The following is a 17,959-nucleotide window of genomic DNA, read 5'->3' as shown; positions in this document are numbered from 1 at the left end:
CCAGGAGGTCACTGAACATGCACACCTGGATCAACGCCCTCGCCGACCTGCAGGCACGCGGTGAACCCTGCGTACTGGTCACCATCATCGAGGAGCGCGGCTCGACCCCGCGCAACGCCGGTTCCAAGATGGTGGTCAGTGCCGAGCAATTGTTCGACACCATCGGTGGCGGCCACCTGGAATACAAAGCCCTGCACATCGCCCGGCAGATGCTCGCCGAGGGGCGCCAGGCGCCCCATCTGGAGCGTTTCAGCCTCGGCGCCAGCCTCGGCCAATGCTGTGGCGGCGCCACGGTGTTGCTGTTCGAACCGATGGGCCGGGTTCAGGCGCAGATCGCGGTATTTGGTGCAGGCCACGTCGGTCGGGCGCTGGTACCCTTGCTGGCCGCCTTGCCGTGCCGGGTTCGTTGGATCGACTCACGCGAGCAGGAGTTCCCCGAGGCGATCCCTGCGGGGGTCAGCAAAATCGTCAGTGAAGACCCGGTCGATGAAGTCGACGACCTGCCGGTCGGCAGTTACTGCATCGTCATGACCCACAATCATCAACTGGACCTGGAGCTGACGGCGGCCATCCTTAAACGCAATGACTTCACCTGGTTCGGGCTGATTGGCTCGAAAACCAAACGGGCCAAGTTCGAGCACCGCCTGCATGAACGTGGCTTCACCCCGGAACGGTTGCAGCGGATGCGCTGCCCGATGGGGATTGCCGAGGTGAAGGGCAAGCTGCCGATCGAGATCGCCGTGTCCATCGCCGCCGAAATCATTGCCACCTACAACGCCAGCTTTGGCCAGCACGACGCTGCCGCCAATGCCTGTCTCTTGATCAGATCTGGCCGCCTAGGCCGGCCGCGATCGCCGGCGCGCCCCCCAGGCTTTACACTTTATGCTTCCGGCTCGTATGTTGTGTGGAATTGTGAGCGGATAACAATTTCACACAGGAAACAGCTATGACCATGATTACGCCAAGCTTGCAGGTAGCTTGCAGTGGGCTTACATGGCGATAGCTAGACTGGGCGGTTTTATGGACAGCAAGCGAACCGGAATTGCCAGCTGGGGCGCCCTCTGGTAAGGTTGGGAAGCCCTGCAAAGTAAACTGGATGGCTTTCTTGCCGCCAAGGATCTGATGGCGCTCTAGATTTAAGAAGGAGATATACATATGAGTAAAGGAGAAGAACTTTTCACTGGAGTTGTCCCAATTCTTGTTGAATTAGATGGTGATGTTAATGGGCACAAATTTTCTGTCAGTGGAGAGGGTGAAGGTGATGCAACATACGGAAAACTTACCCTTAAATTTATTTGCACTACTGGAAAACTACCTGTTCCATGGCCAACACTTGTCACTACTTTCGCGTATGGTCTTCAATGCTTTGCGAGATACCCAGATCATATGAAACAGCATGACTTTTTCAAGAGTGCCATGCCCGAAGGTTATGTACAGGAAAGAACTATATTTTTCAAAGATGACGGGAACTACAAGACACGTGCTGAAGTCAAGTTTGAAGGTGATACCCTTGTTAATAGAATCGAGTTAAAAGGTATTGATTTTAAAGAAGATGGAAACATTCTTGGACACAAATTGGAATACAACTATAACTCACACAATGTATACATCATGGCAGACAAACAAAAGAATGGAATCAAAGTTAACTTCAAAATTAGACACAACATTGAAGATGGAAGCGTTCAACTAGCAGACCATTATCAACAAAATACTCCAATTGGCGATGGCCCTGTCCTTTTACCAGACAACCATTACCTGTCCACACAATCTGCCCTTTCGAAAGATCCCAACGAAAAGAGAGACCACATGGTCCTTCTTGAGTTTGTAACAGCTGCTGGGATTACACATGGCATGGATGAACTATACAAATAATGAGAATTCACTGGCCGTCGTTTTACAACGTCGTGACTGGGAAAACCCTGGCGTTACCCAACTTAATCGCCTTGCAGCACATCCCCCTTTCGCCAGCTGGCGTAATAGCGAAGAGGCCCGCACCGATCGCCCTTCCCAACAGTTGCGCAGCCTGAATGGCGAATGTCTGTCGACGGTACCCCCCCATGTCAGCCGTTAAGTGTTCCTGTGTCACTCAAAATTGCTTTGAGAGGCTCTAAGGGCTTCTCAGTGCGTTACATCCCTGGCTTGTTGTCCACAACCGTTAAACCTTAAAAGCTTTAAAAGCCTTATATATTCTTTTTTTTCTTATAAAACTTAAAACCTTAGAGGCTATTTAAGTTGCTGATTTATATTAATTTTATTGTTCAAACATGAGAGCTTAGTACGTGAAACATGAGAGCTTAGTACGTTAGCCATGAGAGCTTAGTACGTTAGCCATGAGGGTTTAGTTCGTTAAACATGAGAGCTTAGTACGTTAAACATGAGAGCTTAGTACGTGAAACATGAGAGCTTAGTACGTACTATCAACAGGTTGAACTGCTGATCTTCAGATCCTCTACGCCGGACGCATCGTGGCCGGGGTTCGAAATCGATGAGCTCGGGGGGGGGGGGGAAAGCCACGTTGTGTCTCAAAATCTCTGATGTTACATTGCACAAGATAAAAATATATCATCATGAACAATAAAACTGTCTGCTTACATAAACAGTAATACAAGGGGTGTTATGAGCCATATTCAACGGGAAACGTCTTGCTCGAGGCCGCGATTAAATTCCAACATGGATGCTGATTTATATGGGTATAAATGGGCTCGCGATAATGTCGGGCAATCAGGTGCGACAATCTATCGATTGTATGGGAAGCCCGATGCGCCAGAGTTGTTTCTGAAACATGGCAAAGGTAGCGTTGCCAATGATGTTACAGATGAGATGGTCAGACTAAACTGGCTGACGGAATTTATGCCTCTTCCGACCATCAAGCATTTTATCCGTACTCCTGATGATGCATGGTTACTCACCACTGCGATCCCCGGGAAAACAGCATTCCAGGTATTAGAAGAATATCCTGATTCAGGTGAAAATATTGTTGATGCGCTGGCAGTGTTCCTGCGCCGGTTGCATTCGATTCCTGTTTGTAATTGTCCTTTTAACAGCGATCGCGTATTTCGTCTCGCTCAGGCGCAATCACGAATGAATAACGGTTTGGTTGATGCGAGTGATTTTGATGACGAGCGTAATGGCTGGCCTGTTGAACAAGTCTGGAAAGAAATGCATAAGCTTTTGCCATTCTCACCGGATTCAGTCGTCACTCATGGTGATTTCTCACTTGATAACCTTATTTTTGACGAGGGGAAATTAATAGGTTGTATTGATGTTGGACGAGTCGGAATCGCAGACCGATACCAGGATCTTGCCATCCTATGGAACTGCCTCGGTGAGTTTTCTCCTTCATTACAGAAACGGCTTTTTCAAAAATATGGTATTGATAATCCTGATATGAATAAATTGCAGTTTCATTTGATGCTCGATGAGTTTTTCTAATCAGAATTGGTTAATTGGTTGTAACACTGGCAGAGCATTACGCTGACTTGACGGGACGGCGGCTTTGTTGAATAAATCGAACTTTTGCTGAGTTGAAGGATCAGATCACGCATCTTCCCGACAACGCAGACCGTTCCGTGGCAAAGCAAAAGTTCAAAATCACCAACTGGTCCACCTACAACAAAGCTCTCATCAACCGTGGCTCCCTCACTTTCTGGCTGGATGATGGGGCGATTCAGGCCTGGTATGAGTCAGCAACACCTTCTTCACGAGGCAGACCTCAGCGCCCCCCCCCCCCCGAGCTCTTAATTAATTTAAATCTAGACTAGTGCGGCCGCACTTGTGTATAAGAGTCAGCGCCAATGCTGGCCCCATTGCCCAACTGCTGCCGCCCTCGCGGCGCAGCCAAGCCCATTGACGAGAGCCTCATGAGCGCAAAACCCAACGCCTACCGTGCCGCCATCCTGCACAGCCTCGACGACCCCGCCGAAGTCGGCGTAGACGCGTCCTACCAGTACTTTGAAGACGGCCTGCTGGTGGTCGAAGCTGGCAAGATCAGCGCCATTGGCCACGCCAGTGAATTGCTACCTACACTGCCGGCCGACCTGAACGTGGTGCACTACGAGAATGCCCTGATCACCCCGGGCTTTATCGACACCCATATCCATTTCCCGCAGACCGGCATGATCGGCTCCTACGGCGAGCAGCTACTGGACTGGCTCAATACCTACACCTTCCCCTGCGAACGGCAGTTCGCCGACAAGGCCCATGCCGAGCAGGTCGCGAAGCGTTTCATCAAGGAACTGCTGCGTAACGGCACCACCACGGCGCTGGTGTTCGGCAGCGTCCACCCCGAATCGGTGGACGCCTTCTTCGAAGAGGCGCAGCGCCTGGACCTGCGAATGATCGCCGGCAAGGTGATGATGGACCGCAATGCACCGGATTACCTCACCGACACCGCCGAGTCCAGCTACCTGGACAGCAAGGCCCTGATCGAGCGCTGGCACGGCAAGGGTCGCCTGCACTATGCGGTTACCCCGCGCTTCGCCCCGACCAGCACGCCAGAACAACTGGCTTTGGCCGGGCAACTGCTGGGCGAGTATCCCGACCTGTACCTGCACACCCACCTGAGCGAAAACCTCAAGGAAATCGAATGGGTCAAAGCACTGTTCCCGGAGCGCAAGGGCTACCTGGATGTCTACGATCACTTCCAGTTGCTGGGCGAGCGCTCCGTCTTTGCCCATGGCGTGCACCTGTGCGACGACGAATGCAAGCGCCTGGCGGAAACCGGCTCCGCCGTGGCCTTCTGCCCGACCTCCAACCTGTTTCTCGGCAGTGGCTTGTTCAACTTGCCGCAAGCCGAGCAGCACAAGGTGAAGGTTGGCCTGGGCACTGACGTGGGCGCCGGCACCAGTTTCTCGCTGCTCAACACCCTCAACGAAGCCTACAAGGTCATGCAGCTTCAGGGCGCACGGCTCAACCCGTTCAAATCGTTGTACCTGGCCACCCTGGGCGGCGCCAGGGCCCTGTGCCTGGAGGAGCGCATAGGCAACCTCACGCCGGGCCGTGATGCCGACTTCGTGGTGCTCGACTACAACGCGACACCGCTGCTGTCCTACCGCCTGCAGCAGTCGAACAGCATCGAGGAGACACTGTTCGTGCTGATGACCCTGGGCGACGATCGCACCGTCCGCGAAACCTTTGCGGCCGGTCGCAGCGTGCATCAACGCTGAGCCGCTAAGGCTCGCGCGCCAGGCCGCGATACAGTGCGCCGCCGATCACTGCACCGATCAGCGGCGCCACCCAGAACAGCCAGAGCTGCTGGAGTGCCCAACCGCCGACGAACAATGCCGGCCCGGTACTGCGTGCCGGGTTGACCGAGGTGTTGGTGATGGGAATCGAGATCAGGTGAATCAGCGTCAGTGCCAGGCCAATGGCGATGGGCGCAAAACCCGCCGGTGCCCGTGAGTCGGTCGCGCCCATGATGATCAGGATAAACATGGCGGTCATCACCACTTCACTGGCAAAACCGGCAGCCAGCGAGTAGCCGGCAGGCGAATGTTCGCCATAGCCGTTCGAAGCCAGGCCCGATGCCACATCAAACCCGGCCTTTCCACTGGCAATGTAGTAGATCAGCGCGGCCGCAATGACAGCACCAATCACCTGAGCAATGATGTAGGGCAGCAGTTCCTTGGCCGGAAATCGCCCACCCACAACCAGCCCGACCGATACGGCGGGGTTCAAGTGACAGCCAGAAATGTGACCGATAGCGAAGGCCATGGTCAGCACCGTGAGCCCGAAGGCCATGGCGACACCGACCAGACCGATACCGCTGGGAAGAGACGCAGCAAGCACAGCACTGCCACACCCACCCAAAACCAGCCAGAACGTCCCGACCAGTTCAGCGCCCATGCGTTTGCTCAGGGGCATCGACATAGATCAATCCTCAAGTAGTTGCACGCGTAAAGCGCAAGCCCAACTGCTTGATGAAGGTTTGCGGTGAAGTTCAGTTGAGAATCTAGCAGAGGATGGCGTGAGCGCCAGTAATCACAGGCGTGCTGAAATCACTGGCGCCCACCCTGGCAGACGCATCAGCCTTTGGTCGAGGCCGCGCTGCCACGTTTCTTGGTCTGCAGCAGGTGCGAGAACACCGCATGCAGGTCATCGGACGCGCTGTCCTCATCGAGGTTGAGCTTGCTGTCGATATGGTCCATGTGGTGCATCATCAGGTTGACCGCAAGCGTCGCATCACGGGCTTCGATGGCGTCGATCAACTGCATGTGCTCGTCATAGGAGCAGTGCGAGCGGTTGCCGCTTTCATACTGGGCAATGATCAGCGAGGTCTGCGACACCAGGCTGCGCTGAAAGCTGATCAGCGGGGCATTGCCAGCAGCCTCGGCCAGCTTGAGGTGAAACTCGCCAGACAGGCGAATACCGGCGCCGCGGTCGCCCCGGGAAAAGCTGTCGCGCTCATCGCGCACCATTTGCCGCAGTTCGTTCAACTGCTCGACGGTAGCGTGTTGAACCGCAAGCTCGGTGATCGCCCGCTCGACCAGACGCCGGGAAAAGAACACCTGGCGGGCTTCTTCTACCGTGGGGCTGGCAACCACGGCACCCCGGTTGGGCCGCAGCAGCACCACGCTTTCATGGGCCAGACGCGACAGCGCGCGGCGAATGATGGTGCGGCTGACACCGAAAATCTCGCCCAGGGCTTCCTCGCTCAACTTGGTACCCGGCGCCAGACGCTGCTCGAGGATAGCCTCGAAAATATGTGCGTAAACGATGTCGTCCTGGGTGCCGCTGCGGCCGGCCTTGCCAACACGCGCGGGTTTCTTGAGGGGTTGCAGCTGTTCGTTCATGGATTCTCGGGCAGATAACCGGCAATTGGATCCGAACTGTAATACCGCACAGTAGGTCGTTGGCAAGCCGTGAATAGAAAATTTAAGGGAATCGGTACTGCCACATTGTACACAGCCAGCAGCAATTCTGCAGGTAGCGATAGCCTTTATAGCTGTATTGCCAAATAATATGCACACACCACATAAAACATTATTTGATTTATTTGTATACAAAAGCATAATCGCAGCGTGCAACTTCCTGACTTCAAGGTCAATAAAGCAGTCCGGTCGCCTGCCACCCTACCCTCTCACAGAGCCCCCCAGTGCGTGCGCAGGCCTGGCTCTGCAAAACAAGAAAAGACTTGAGGAGTACATGCTGTGGAAAGCCGCAAATCCGAAGCCCCTACGCTGGATCTTGCCCCACCGCTCGAAACGAGCTGGCTGGAGCGGATTTTCAAACTCAAGCTGCATGGCACCACCGTCAAGACCGAGCTGATTGCCGGCATGACCACCTTCATCACCATGGCGTACATCATTTTCGTCAACCCGAACATCATGGCCGATGCTGGGATCAACCATGGTGCGGCGTTCGTTGCCACCTGCATCGCCGCCGCCCTGGGCTGCCTGTTGATGGGCCTGTACGCCAACTGGCCGGTCGGCCTGGCACCGGGCATGGGCCTCAATGCATTCTTTACCTACACGGTCGTCGGCACCATGGGTTACACCTGGGAAGCGGCCCTGGGGGCGGTGTTCGTTTCCGGCGTGCTGTTCATGCTGCTGACCTTGTCACGCGTGCGCGAGTGGCTGCTCAACAGTATCCCGGTCAGCCTGCGCCACGCCATGGGTGCCGGGGTCGGGCTGTTTCTCGGGTTGATCGGCCTGAAAACCGCCGGCATTGTCGTCGACAGCCCTGCCACCCTGATCAAGCTCGGCTCGCTGCACGAACCCGCACCCCTGCTGGCCGCAGTGTGCTTCCTGATGATCGCGATACTCAGCTATCGACGGGTGTTCGGCGCCATCCTGATCAGCATCATCACTGTCACGCTGGCCGGCTGGGGCCTGGGGCTGGTCGAATACGGCGGCGTCTTCTCGTTGCCTCCCAGCCTCGCCCCCACCTGGATGGCCATGGATGTGGCCGGGGTGTTCAACGTCAGCATGATCAGCGTGGTCCTGGCGTTTCTGTTCGTGCACATGTTCGACACCGCCGGCACCCTGATGGGCGTCGCGCAGCGCGCCAACCTGGTGAACGCCGAGGGCCGCATCGAAAACCTTTCCCGCGCACTGAAAGCCGACAGCGCCTCCAGCGTCTTCGGCGCGGTGGTGGGTGTGCCACCGGTGACCAGCTACGTGGAGAGCGCGGCCGGGGTGGCCGCAGGCGGGCGCACCGGCCTGACGGCCGTGGTCGTTGGCCTGCTGTTCATCACGGCCATGTTCTTCGCCCCTCTGGCGGGCATGATCCCGGCCTATGCCACCGCTGGTGCCCTGATCTACGTGGCCATGCTGATGATGGGCAGCATGGCCCACATCAACTGGGATGAAGCCACCGACAGCATCCCGGCGATCGTAACCGCAATCATGATGCCCCTGACCTTTTCGGTTGCCGATGGCATTGCCTTGGGCTTCATCACCTATGTCGCCCTCAAGGCCGGCACCGGGCGATACAGGGAAATCTCGGCGAGCCTGTGGGTGCTGTGCGCCATTTTCATCGCCAAGTTCATGTTTTTGTAACGGTTGTACCGCAGTAAAAACGGCCTCGCCTTCGGGTGAGGCCTTCGCACATAAGGAGAAAATAAATGAGTGTGGAAACCTGGCTGTTGTTCTGTGGCGCGGCACTGATCGTCATTGCGATCCCCGGCCCGTTGTCCTTGCTGATGATCAGCAACAGCCTGAACTATGGCCTGCGTCGCTCCTACCCTGCGTTTCTCGGCGGTGTCATTGCGTCGATCTGCCTGCTCAGCGCCTCGGCACTGGGGCTGGGGGCGCTGTTGATGGCTTCGGAGCAGCTGTTCAGCGTCTTGAAGATTGTCGGTGGCCTTTACCTGTTTTACCTCGCCTGGCAAAGCTGGCAGCAATCGCGCCAACCCTCGCAGGGCGCCAATGTGCCTGAGGCCATGCCGACGCCAGGCTTTCGCGGCCTGTTCCTGCGCGCCTTTGCGCTGGGCGCGAGTAACCCGAAAGACATCCTGTTCTTCGCCGCCTTCCTGCCGCAGTTTCTCAGTGCAGAGCAGCCATTGCTCAGTCAATTGCTGGTCTTGATCGCCACCTGGACGGTGCTCGACCTGGGGTGCAAGCTGGCCTACGGCCTGGGTGCGCAAGGTGCCGCCCGCTACCTGCGCTCCGGCAAGGGGCAGAGTGGATTCAACCGGATCAGCGCCGGGCTATTCGGGGGCGCGGGCGTCGCCGCACTGCTGAGCCGCTAAACCACTGCCTGCCCCGCTGCCGCCTGGCGGCAACGGGGCAGAACCTCAGGCGAACTGCGGCCTGATAAAGACCAGCCCTTCATCCCTGCCAGAAGCACTGACGCGCTTGCCCGCCATCAGCACGACCAGCTCTTTCGCCGCCCGGGCCTGGCGCAACGCCTGGCGCGTCTCGGCATCCATCGACGTCATCAGTCGTTTCAGCGTGCTGGACGAGAGCGGGTACACATGCGACGCGTGCGTTGGCCTGACGATCACCAGGTAGAGCCGGTCTGAGCCGTTGCAACGCACCAGCAGTTGCCCCGGCCCGAAGGCCTGGTCACTGAAGACCTGGCCCACAGTGTAATAGTTTGCCGTCAGCACATCCCGGACAACCGCATGCAGCGGGGCCCGTGCAAACTGTTCCTCTGAAACCACAAACTCCACCGCGGTAAACCGGGCCGTTTCACTGTGCAAACTGAACCCTGCCCCTGCTGCCACCTCCGGACGACCGCGCAGCCACCCGAACGGGTCGACGACGGATGCGCCATTTTTAGTCAGCGGGTTATCCAGCACACCCAACAACAGGTCCAGCTTGAGGACGCCGGCAGCGGTCAGCTTGCCGTTTATGCTGGCCGACTCCATCAGGCGCCGAGAGAACTGCTTGGTGCTCTGATCGGTCAATTGCGGGAAACGGCGCTTGATGGTGTACATCATGTGATCAACGCGAAGCCCTGAACCGAGCGACCAGACGCCATTGACGCGCTGCATCCGATGATAACGCGGCAGAACGCCGTCCAGGCTCGGAGGCGGCTTGAGTACCGCACAGTCGGCCACGAGCTCAACCCCGTCGTCGAGCACCTCGTAGTACGCATTATCCACCTGGATCACACGCCGCGCTGTGTTTTGAGCGCTCACGAAAATGCCCGAGTTGCTGGCAGTTTCAATCAGCGGGCCATCAACCGGGGTACTCCAACTGCGCCAGTCGAACATCTGTTGAACCCTGGAAACCCCGTGAAGGGGTGCAATGACGGGTACTGTCGCGCCTGTCGCTGGCGGCAGATGCTCGATGCTCCAGAATGGCAAGTAGCCTCGGCTTTCGAAGTGCAACGCAAGCGCCCACTCCTTTGCGGCTCGCTCGCCCTCGGTGAAATTGAAACGACGCAGGAACGCCTCGGCGGCTGCCTGCGATTGCCCGGGCTCCGCGCGCTGAATCATCTTCCAGGCCGGGTCCGGTGTGCGACCTGGCAGGAACTGCAAGGCCCACTCAGGAAAGCGTTTGTGCTGAACAAACTGATCGGCCAGCAAACGTGCCAGGTCGGGATCATCGGCCGGCAGGCTGAAACGCCGCAAGACCTGCACGGCCTCATCAAGGGTAAAGCGACGGAAAACCTCCAGGATCGCCTCCAGCGTCCATTGCGATGGCAGCCCGAGCTGGTTTGCAAGCACTTGCACGTCTTCGCGCGTCACCGTCTGCAAACCTTGCTGGATAACTTCAGCCGGAGTTTGCGGTGCACCGCCGCGCAACCCCACGTCAAACGACACTTCCCAGTGTCCCAAGATATTGCGCCGCACCGCAGGACCGTAGCCACGGCGTCGCGTTTCGACGATGCGCCAGGGTTCAAGGGCCACGCCACCCTTGTACTGGACCTGATAGTAGCGGCCCCGCGTATCGGTAATGTAGTAGTGCGGGAAGCCGTCCGCGCCAACCTCTCCCTCATACACGCCGTTAAAATCGCCATCGGTGCGCAAGGTCAGGTCTTTAGGCCGCTGCTTGAGCGCAAACGAGCGATCAATGACCCTGTTCGACAACGGCGGCGCAACACCGTGCAGCGCATCGTTACCCGCCAAGGCGATCCGCGTGGTGCTGACGTCAGAGGCATGAGGCAGCATTTTCCAGAGCTTGCCCAGCCCCTTGAACCCGTGCTTCATGTCGCCCAAGGCCCCCAAGGTATTGAAGGCCGACGACAGTGCGTGCTGCACAGCCTTGGCGCGATCACCATCGGCCAGTGCCTTGATCGCCGAGGCCGACTCCTTGAGGGCAAAAAACGCACCCACCGCAAAGCTGGCCGGTGGAAATGGCAGTGTGACTGCCGTGGCAACCAACTCGACCCCAGTCCAGGTAATACGGCTGATCATGTCGGCCCGACCGAGCTCCAGGTCCGCCACATCGGTCATCTTGCGTTCGATTCGCTGGTCGTGGAAGGCCTTCTGCAGGCTCATGATTGGCGCACTCGACAGCACCGGCCCCGCAGCAGCACCACGCCTGACGGCGTGCAGCCTATAGGACATCCAGCGACCCAGCTTGTGGCGCATGCGGTCCTTGTAATAATCCCCCATGCCGGCATGGGCCAGGGACGCCTCGAATGACTGGAACTCACGGAATGCCAGGCCATCCGGCGCATCGGGGGTGTACAACAAGGCGGGCTGACCGGTGTTCTCCGGCGCCAGCATGACGTAGTTGCCTTCGACGGTTTCCACCGTCCCCAAGTGCTCGTTCATCCACGACAGATGGCCAAGGTACGCCAGCCAGGGGTACTCAGCGGTATTGAATACCGCCTCAAGATTGAAGTTCAGCAGATGCACCGGATGCGCCAGGCGTGTCGGCGCATCCTCGCGCTGAAAAGAACTCAACGTTTGACTCAACCAGGCGTACTGCTCGCCAGTGATCTGCCCCATCAGCTTGCTGCGCAGGGCTGCAACCGACATCTGCAACTGTGTCAGCGTGACACTGGCCTGTCGGCGGGTGGCATAGCCCTCGTGCTCAGGGTTTAGCAGCGTATCGCGCAGCACTTGAATGTAGCGGTCCGCCACCCATTGGCCGCGAATAGCGCCCGAGACGTTCTCCGGCCGCAGGGGCGAGAGGTCAACACCTTCCGGGCCTTCAAACGTCGCAGAAGTGTCCAGCGTGGCTTGCGTCAGGCTGATCGAGTCGTCATAGCCATTGCGCAACAAGTGGGTGAACGTAGCCCGCTCCCGGGGCGAGGTGATAATGATCGTGTCCGGGTCGACCGTGCCCGCGGGTGTACCCAGCAGCTGATTGATTTTTTCCGTGGCCTGGGCTTTGACGAAGCTTTCAAAATCCGGAACCTGCAGCAAGGACTGCTCGGTAAACCGTTGCGAGGCAGCGGCGACCTGCGTCTCCAGTGCATGCAACTGCTGCCGCTCAGCCAGCGGCGCATCCCGGTACCAGGCCGGCGTGTGAGCGTCAAAGCGCGCCTGGGTGAGCTCGACATCTAGCGCGACCAAGCGTTGCAAGGCAGTCGGATAGTCGACCTGAGGCGAGAGCGTAAGAAAATCGGCCTCGGCAGCCGGCTTCTGCGCCAGGGCACTCAACACGTTGTCCAAGGCGTTACGAGCGGCTTGCGGAACGCGTGCCAACAGGTAGTCGCGCAGTGCCGGCACAGCGGTCCAACCGACAATTTCGTGCAACAAGCGGCGCTCATCCAGCACCTTCAGCCACGGCTCGCGGCCAGGCACATCTGGGGCATAAAGCAACAGGCCGGCAGCTTCGCCATCGGCCTGGGTCAAGCAAAAGACCATGACATCCGCCAACTCGGCGCCGTTGATCTTTAACAGGTAAGCCGTCGCACGAAGCGCCGTCTGCTCGACAAACGGTGTGTGCAACACCCCGACTGCCTGAACCTGATCCTCGGCCAGGATGCCTTGAAAACCCGCAGCGCAGAGCGAGGCCTGTAGCCGTAGCGACATCACGACCTGCATGCGCTGGAGAACACCTGGCGTGATCGCTTCACGCCACTGTTGAGAAAATGTGCTCCTCAGTTGCAGCGGGGCAAGCACTGGGGCAAGCGTTGCAGGGGTCAACCCTTCGAACACCTGCTCAACCGGCAGGCCTTGATACTGCAAGGTGCTGCCCGTGATGAAATCAGAGGCCTGGGCTTCATCCCCAGGATGCAGCCCGTACAGGGCCAGGCTGCTCAACGATGCCTGCTCGGTATAGACCTCACGGGTTACCGGCAAACGACGCTCGGTGGTGACCCACAGTTGATCGGGGTCCAGGTCAACGCCCAGCGCTTCGCGCAGGCGCAACGCCACCGTGACACGGGCAAATTGCTCTGGCGACTCGGCCTTGCCCAGCGCCTGACACAGATCCTCCTGAGCATCTTGATAGGCCTGCAATTTGTCGACGTAGCGCTGCCGCTCTTCGGTACTGCACAGTTTCATCCAATACGGTAACTGCCGGTACGCCTCATAGGCCGCGTGCTCTGCGTGCCACACCACGGCCATGCCGGGTGGGCCGTTGACGATGATCCGCTGGGTAGCCGCTGCCAGCCCTTCGAACAGCACCTGATACGACGCGAAGGTCGTGCGACGGGTTTGCAGAATGTCGATGATATCTGCCTGCTGACACTTCAGTTGGGCCTGTACAACGTCAGTCAGCAGGTGGCCGACGATCTCCCGGCACTGCCATTCGATACGACGCTGGCCGTCCAGTGCGCGTTGATGGCTCAAGCTCAGCAAGCCCGACCATTGTTCACGGCGCGGCAAGAGTGCATCGAACAGTTCGCCCAATGAGCCATGGCTGGAAAGCCCGTCACCCGGCAGGTACAGCAGCGTCGGAACAGCGTCCGCCTGCGATGCATCGGCCACCGGTTGCCTGCGAAGAATGAATGCACCGGCCAGGTGCGCGGCCTCTGCCCCCTCGAACAACAGGCTAAGGCTGTAGGCAAACAAAGCCCTGCGGCTGTCCGCCGGGGTCGACAGCGCGCTGCTCAACAACGCCTGCTCGTCTTTACTCAAGCGCCGTGCCGCGTCGAGGTGCAACGCCTGCGACAGGGCATCAGCCAGTTGCTGGTCGCGTGAGGTGTGCTCCGCTGTCGCGGCGTTCCAGTAGGCAGTGACTGCATCCCGATACAGATAACCCAGCTTGAGCGTCAACGTGTCGATGGCCCCCTCCAGCCCGCGCGTGCCGGCCATGCGCGTTCCGGGTTGATCATCCTCGCGACCATCGGCGTAAATCCCTGACAAGCCCTCGTCATACACCGTTGCGGCACCCACCAGACGCTCGCGCATTACCTGCTCGAGGGTCTTGTTCGTCTGCAAGGTGCAGTGCTCCGGGTTATCCGTGAGCGAAAAGGTTTTTACCCAGGTGTTGCGCGGATCCAGTTCAAGCTGCGGGTATTGACGCTTGAGCTCATCATCAAAGGCCGTTGCGAGCAGCGGCACAATGTCCGGCAGCGCGTTGCCCTGTTGTGTCCAGAGCGCCGCAGCCTTTTCCAACGCTGCCAACGCCTCAGTGTTGCTGAGCAAGTGAGGAGGAATTGCTACATCCATGGTCTGTGTCCCTGCTATCGAATGGCGCCTGCACACCCTGCGCAAGCGACCCAGCCGACATTTCAAAACAGCCGCTCAAACCATGTGAGATAAATAATGCTTTTCCTTCAGGCAAAAAAAAGCCCGCAGTGTGAGCGGGCAAGGACCTACGAAGATTCTGTTGGCTGACCTGCTAGCTTCCGCGGTAGGTCGAGTAGCTGTAAGGCGAAATCAGCAATGGAACGTGGTAATGATCCTGCTCGGCACTGATGCCAAAACGCAGAACGACCACATCGAGGAACGCAGGCTCTGGCAACTTCACGCCGCGTGCACGGTAGTAGTCACCGGCACTGAACTGCAGCTGGTAGACACCGCTGCGGTAATCGTCACCCTGCAGCAACGGTGCGTCGCAACGACCATCGCTGTTGGTCAGGGCAGTGGTCACCAGCTCTAGCTGCTGGCCTTCGACGCGGTAGAGCTCGACCTTGATCGAGCTGCCAGGGCAGCCATGCGCGGCGTCCAGTACATGCGTGGTCAAACGTCCCATAAGGTTGCTCGCCTCTTCTTGATCTGTGGGCAAAAAATACCCGTATCGCACCGCATGCAAGCACGGCAGCGTACGGCTGTTGGATTATTAAGACATTTTTATTGAAAATTGTACACAATAATTCCGACTTCTTTGTTAGCTTAGCCGCCTCGCCCAGCAAACAGGCCATCAGTCGCAAACCCAAGCAGAACAATGACGAGCACGTCATTATCTGACCATTCCGGCAGATTTATTGCAGGGGCATGGGGTGGCGGGCCAGGAAAGAAATGCGAAAAAACAGGCTTACAAACTGACAATAAAGTTGTATACAATCACTCCATCAGCGTGGTCGATACACCACACAGGCCACTCTACCCCCGTTTTCACGTACAAGAAGGAAGACTGCAGTGAGCGCTGATTATCCTCGCGACCTGATCGGTTACGGCAATACTCCACCCCATCCGCGCTGGCCGGGGAACGCCCGCATCGCTTTGTCTTTCGTGCTCAATTACGAAGAAGGTGGCGAACGCAACATCCTCCACGGTGATAAAGAGTCGGAAGCATTTCTGTCTGAAATGGTTGCCGCCCAGCCGCTGCAGGGCGCACGCAACATGAGCATGGAATCGCTCTACGAGTACGGCAGCCGCGCAGGCGTCTGGCGCCTGCTCAAACTGTTCAAGGACACTGGCATTCCGCTGACCGTGTTTGCCGTGGCCATGGCCGCCCAGCGCCACCCGGACGTGATCCGTGCCATGGTTGAAGCCGGCCATGAGATCTGCAGTCACGGCTACCGCTGGATCGACTACCAGTACATGGACGAGGCCCAGGAGCGCGAGCACATGCTCGAAGCGATCCGCATCCTCACCGAACTGACCGGCGAGCGCCCATTGGGCTGGTACACCGGCCGCACCGGGCCAAACACCCGCCGCCTGGTGATGGAGGAAGGTGGCTTCCTCTATGACAGCGACACCTATGACGACGACCTGCCCTATTGGGAACCCAACAACCCGACCGGCAAGCCACACCTGGTGATCCCCTACACCCTGGACACCAATGACATGCGCTTCACCCAGGTTCAGGGTTTCAACTGCGGCGAGCAGTTCTTCCAGTACCTCAAGGACGCGTTCGACGTGCTGTATGCCGAAGGTGCCGAGGCACCGAAGATGCTCTCCATCGGCCTGCACTGCCGCCTGGTCGGCCGCCCTGCCCGGTTGGCAGCCCTCAAGCGCTTTGTCGAATACGCACAAAGCCATGAGCAGGTCTGGTTTGCCCGGCGCGTGGACATCGCCCGCCACTGGCATGCCACCCACCCTTTCAACGCCGAGAACGCATAATGACCGACTTCAAGACGCTGAAGCCTTCGACCCTCGACCGCACCGCGTTCGTCGAAGCTTTCGCCGATATCTACGAACATTCGCCATGGGTTGCCGAGAAGGCATTCGACCTGGGCCAGCGCCAGGAGCTGGACCAGATCGAAAATCTGCACCAACGCATGAGCGATATCCTGTTGAGCGCCGACCCTGCCAGCCAGCTGGCACTGGTCAACGCTCACCCGGACCTGGCCGGCAAAGCGGCCGTCCAGGGCCAACTGACCGAAGCCAGTACTCACGAACAGGCTGGCGCCGGTATTCACCAATGCACGGCCGAAGAGTTCCAACGCTTCACCGAGCTGAACGACGCCTACAAAGCCAAGTTCAAGTTTCCCTTCATCATGGCGGTAAAAGGCAGCAACCGGCATCAGATCCTCGCCGCGTTCGAAACGCGCATCCATAACTCGGTCGAGGCCGAGTTCAAGGAAGCGCTGGCGCAGATCAACCTGATCGCCCTGTTCCGATTACTGCAGCTTTAGTGAGCGTGGCCCGAGTGCGCTCATGAACGCAGCGCGTACCCAGGGCCTTGCAAACATCCCCAGCCACCCATTCAAGGCAGACAAGAAAAAATGAAAGCATACGCCGTACCCTTCGAGAAATTCGTCAACCTGGCCGACGCGCGCCTGGGCACCAAGATCGTTTCGGTCACCGATGAGTGGTTCGCCGCTGCCGAGCGCCTGTTCCAGCCGACACCGGCCGTGTGGAAGGAGGGTGTGTTCGACGACAACGGCAAGTGGATGGACGGCTGGGAAACGCGCCGCAAGCGTTTCGAAGGCTTCGACAGCGCGGTGATCCGCCTGGGCGTTCCCGGCACCATCAAGGGCGTCGACATCGACACCTCGTTCTTCACCGGCAACTTCCCACCTTCGGCGTCCCTGGAAGGCTGCTTCGTCGCTGAAGGCGACCCGACCGAACAATCCCAGTGGGTTGAAGTGCTGTCGGCCGTCGAGCTGCAAGGCAACAGCCACCACTACCACGAAATCAACAACGACCAGGCCTTCAGCCACCTGCGCTTCAACATCTACCCGGACGGCGGTGTTGCCCGTCTGCGTGTGTACGGCGTGCCATTCCGTGACTGGTCGGCAGTAGGCGACAACGAGCAAGTCGACCTGGCAGCAGCGTTGAACGGTGGCCGTGCCCTGGCCTGCTCCGACGAACACTTCGGCCGCATGAGCAACATCCTCAACCCGGGCCGTGGCATCAACATGGGCGACGGCTGGGAAACCGCGCGCCGCCGCACCCCAGGCAATGACTGGGTCATCGTTGCCCTGGGCCATGCCGGCGTGGTCGAGCAGGTTGTCGTCGACACCCTGCACTTCAAAGGCAACTACCCCGACAGCTGCTCGATCCAGGGCGCATTCGTCAAGGGCGGTACCGACAGCCAGATCGAAACCCAGAGCCTGTTCTGGCGCGAACTGCTGCCAAGCCAGAAGCTGCAGATGCACGCCGAGCACAGCTTCCAGGAGCAGATCAATGACCTGGGGCCGATCACCCACATCCGGATCAACGTGTTCCCGGATGGCGGTATCAGCCGTCTGCGCGTACTGGGCAAAGTCGCGAAGTAAGCGCTGCCCCTGATCACCCACAACGCCGGCTCCCGAGAGCCGGCGTTGTGGGCAAGAG

12 protein-coding genes and 4 pseudogenes are annotated in these 17,959 nt (G+C 58.4%); 12 read left to right on the top strand and 4 right to left on the bottom strand.

Going from position 1 to position 17,959, the window contains the following annotated elements:
- Positions 1-17: 17 nt before the first annotated feature.
- The 7 genes and pseudogenes from xdhC to guaD all read left to right on the top strand — a co-directional run.
- Positions 18-788: pseudogene (xdhC, locus tag UIA24_RS15940) on the top strand (xanthine dehydrogenase accessory protein XdhC); the annotation flags it as partial.
- 181 nt (positions 789-969) lie between these two features.
- Positions 970-1,134, top strand: a pseudogene (locus UIA24_RS15935) (IS4 family transposase); the annotation flags it as partial.
- Positions 1,135-1,155: 21 nt separating this feature from the next.
- Complete coding sequence (locus tag UIA24_RS15930) at positions 1,156-1,872, top strand: hypothetical protein (protein ID WP_008832113.1); 717 nt, start codon at positions 1,156-1,158, stop codon at positions 1,870-1,872.
- Positions 1,856-2,035: pseudogene (locus tag UIA24_RS15925) on the top strand (hypothetical protein); the annotation flags it as partial. The gene UIA24_RS15930 and the pseudogene UIA24_RS15925, both read left to right, overlap by 17 nt.
- Positions 2,036-2,616: 581 nt before the next feature.
- The gene (aph(3')-Ia, locus tag UIA24_RS15920; RefSeq protein WP_000018329.1) at positions 2,617-3,432 is read left to right on the top strand and encodes an aminoglycoside O-phosphotransferase APH(3')-Ia; all 816 of its coding nucleotides are present in this window, start codon (positions 2,617-2,619) and stop codon (positions 3,430-3,432) included.
- A gap of 137 nt (positions 3,433-3,569) precedes the next feature.
- A pseudogene (locus UIA24_RS15915) lies at positions 3,570-3,713 on the top strand (IS5/IS1182 family transposase); the annotation flags it as partial.
- 147 nt (positions 3,714-3,860) lie between these two features.
- The gene (gene guaD / locus UIA24_RS15910) at positions 3,861-5,165 is read left to right on the top strand and encodes a guanine deaminase (RefSeq protein ID WP_330523266.1); all 1,305 of its coding nucleotides are present in this window, start codon (positions 3,861-3,863) and stop codon (positions 5,163-5,165) included.
- Between the two features lie 4 nt (positions 5,166-5,169).
- On the opposite strand, the gene aqpZ is transcribed toward guaD, so the two are convergent.
- A complete protein-coding gene (gene aqpZ / locus UIA24_RS15905; protein WP_330523265.1) occupies positions 5,170-5,868 on the bottom strand; it encodes an aquaporin Z in 699 nt (232 codons plus the stop codon).
- 155 nt (positions 5,869-6,023) lie between these two features.
- On the bottom strand, positions 6,024-6,791 hold the full coding sequence (locus UIA24_RS15900; RefSeq protein WP_065760387.1) for a GntR family transcriptional regulator: 768 nt from the start codon (positions 6,789-6,791) through the stop codon (positions 6,024-6,026).
- 357 nt (positions 6,792-7,148) lie between these two features.
- Between UIA24_RS15900 and UIA24_RS15895 the strand changes: the two genes are divergently transcribed.
- Both UIA24_RS15895 and UIA24_RS15890 read left to right on the top strand, forming a co-directional pair.
- Positions 7,149-8,498, top strand: coding sequence for an NCS2 family permease (locus UIA24_RS15895; RefSeq protein WP_065760388.1), 1,350 nt, complete (start codon positions 7,149-7,151; stop codon positions 8,496-8,498).
- Positions 8,499-8,563: 65 nt separating this feature from the next.
- Complete coding sequence (locus UIA24_RS15890) at positions 8,564-9,190, top strand: LysE family translocator (RefSeq protein ID WP_065760389.1); 627 nt, start codon at positions 8,564-8,566, stop codon at positions 9,188-9,190.
- A gap of 45 nt (positions 9,191-9,235) precedes the next feature.
- Here UIA24_RS15890 and UIA24_RS15885 read toward each other — a convergent pair whose 3' ends face one another.
- Both UIA24_RS15885 and uraH read right to left on the bottom strand, forming a co-directional pair.
- The gene (locus UIA24_RS15885) at positions 9,236-14,461 is read right to left on the bottom strand and encodes a hypothetical protein (RefSeq protein ID WP_330523264.1); all 5,226 of its coding nucleotides are present in this window, start codon (positions 14,459-14,461) and stop codon (positions 9,236-9,238) included.
- Positions 14,462-14,633: 172 nt separating this feature from the next.
- A complete protein-coding gene (gene uraH / locus UIA24_RS15880) occupies positions 14,634-14,987 on the bottom strand; it encodes a hydroxyisourate hydrolase (protein WP_065760391.1) in 354 nt (117 codons plus the stop codon).
- 386 nt (positions 14,988-15,373) lie between these two features.
- Here uraH and puuE point away from each other — a divergent pair, with 386 nt between their 5' ends.
- The 3 genes from puuE to alc all read left to right on the top strand — a co-directional run bounded on the left by puuE (position 15,374) and on the right by alc (position 17,901).
- On the top strand, positions 15,374-16,300 hold the full coding sequence (puuE, locus tag UIA24_RS15875; RefSeq protein WP_099773962.1) for an allantoinase PuuE: 927 nt from the start codon (positions 15,374-15,376) through the stop codon (positions 16,298-16,300).
- Positions 16,300-16,815 (top strand): 2-oxo-4-hydroxy-4-carboxy-5-ureidoimidazoline decarboxylase, encoded by a 516-nt coding sequence (gene uraD / locus UIA24_RS15870; protein WP_065760393.1) that lies wholly within the window; start codon positions 16,300-16,302, stop codon positions 16,813-16,815. The genes puuE and uraD overlap by 1 nt, the downstream gene beginning before the upstream one ends.
- Positions 16,816-16,905: 90 nt before the next feature.
- On the top strand, positions 16,906-17,901 hold the full coding sequence (gene alc / locus UIA24_RS15865) for an allantoicase (protein ID WP_330523263.1): 996 nt from the start codon (positions 16,906-16,908) through the stop codon (positions 17,899-17,901).
- The last annotated feature ends 58 nt before the right edge of the window (positions 17,902-17,959 follow it).

The sequence above is a fragment of the Pseudomonas sp. AL 58 genome (assembly GCF_036348395.1).
Taxonomy (GTDB): domain Bacteria; phylum Pseudomonadota; class Gammaproteobacteria; order Pseudomonadales; family Pseudomonadaceae; genus Aquipseudomonas; species Aquipseudomonas defluvii.
This window is presented reverse-complemented; position numbering and strand designations above follow the sequence as displayed.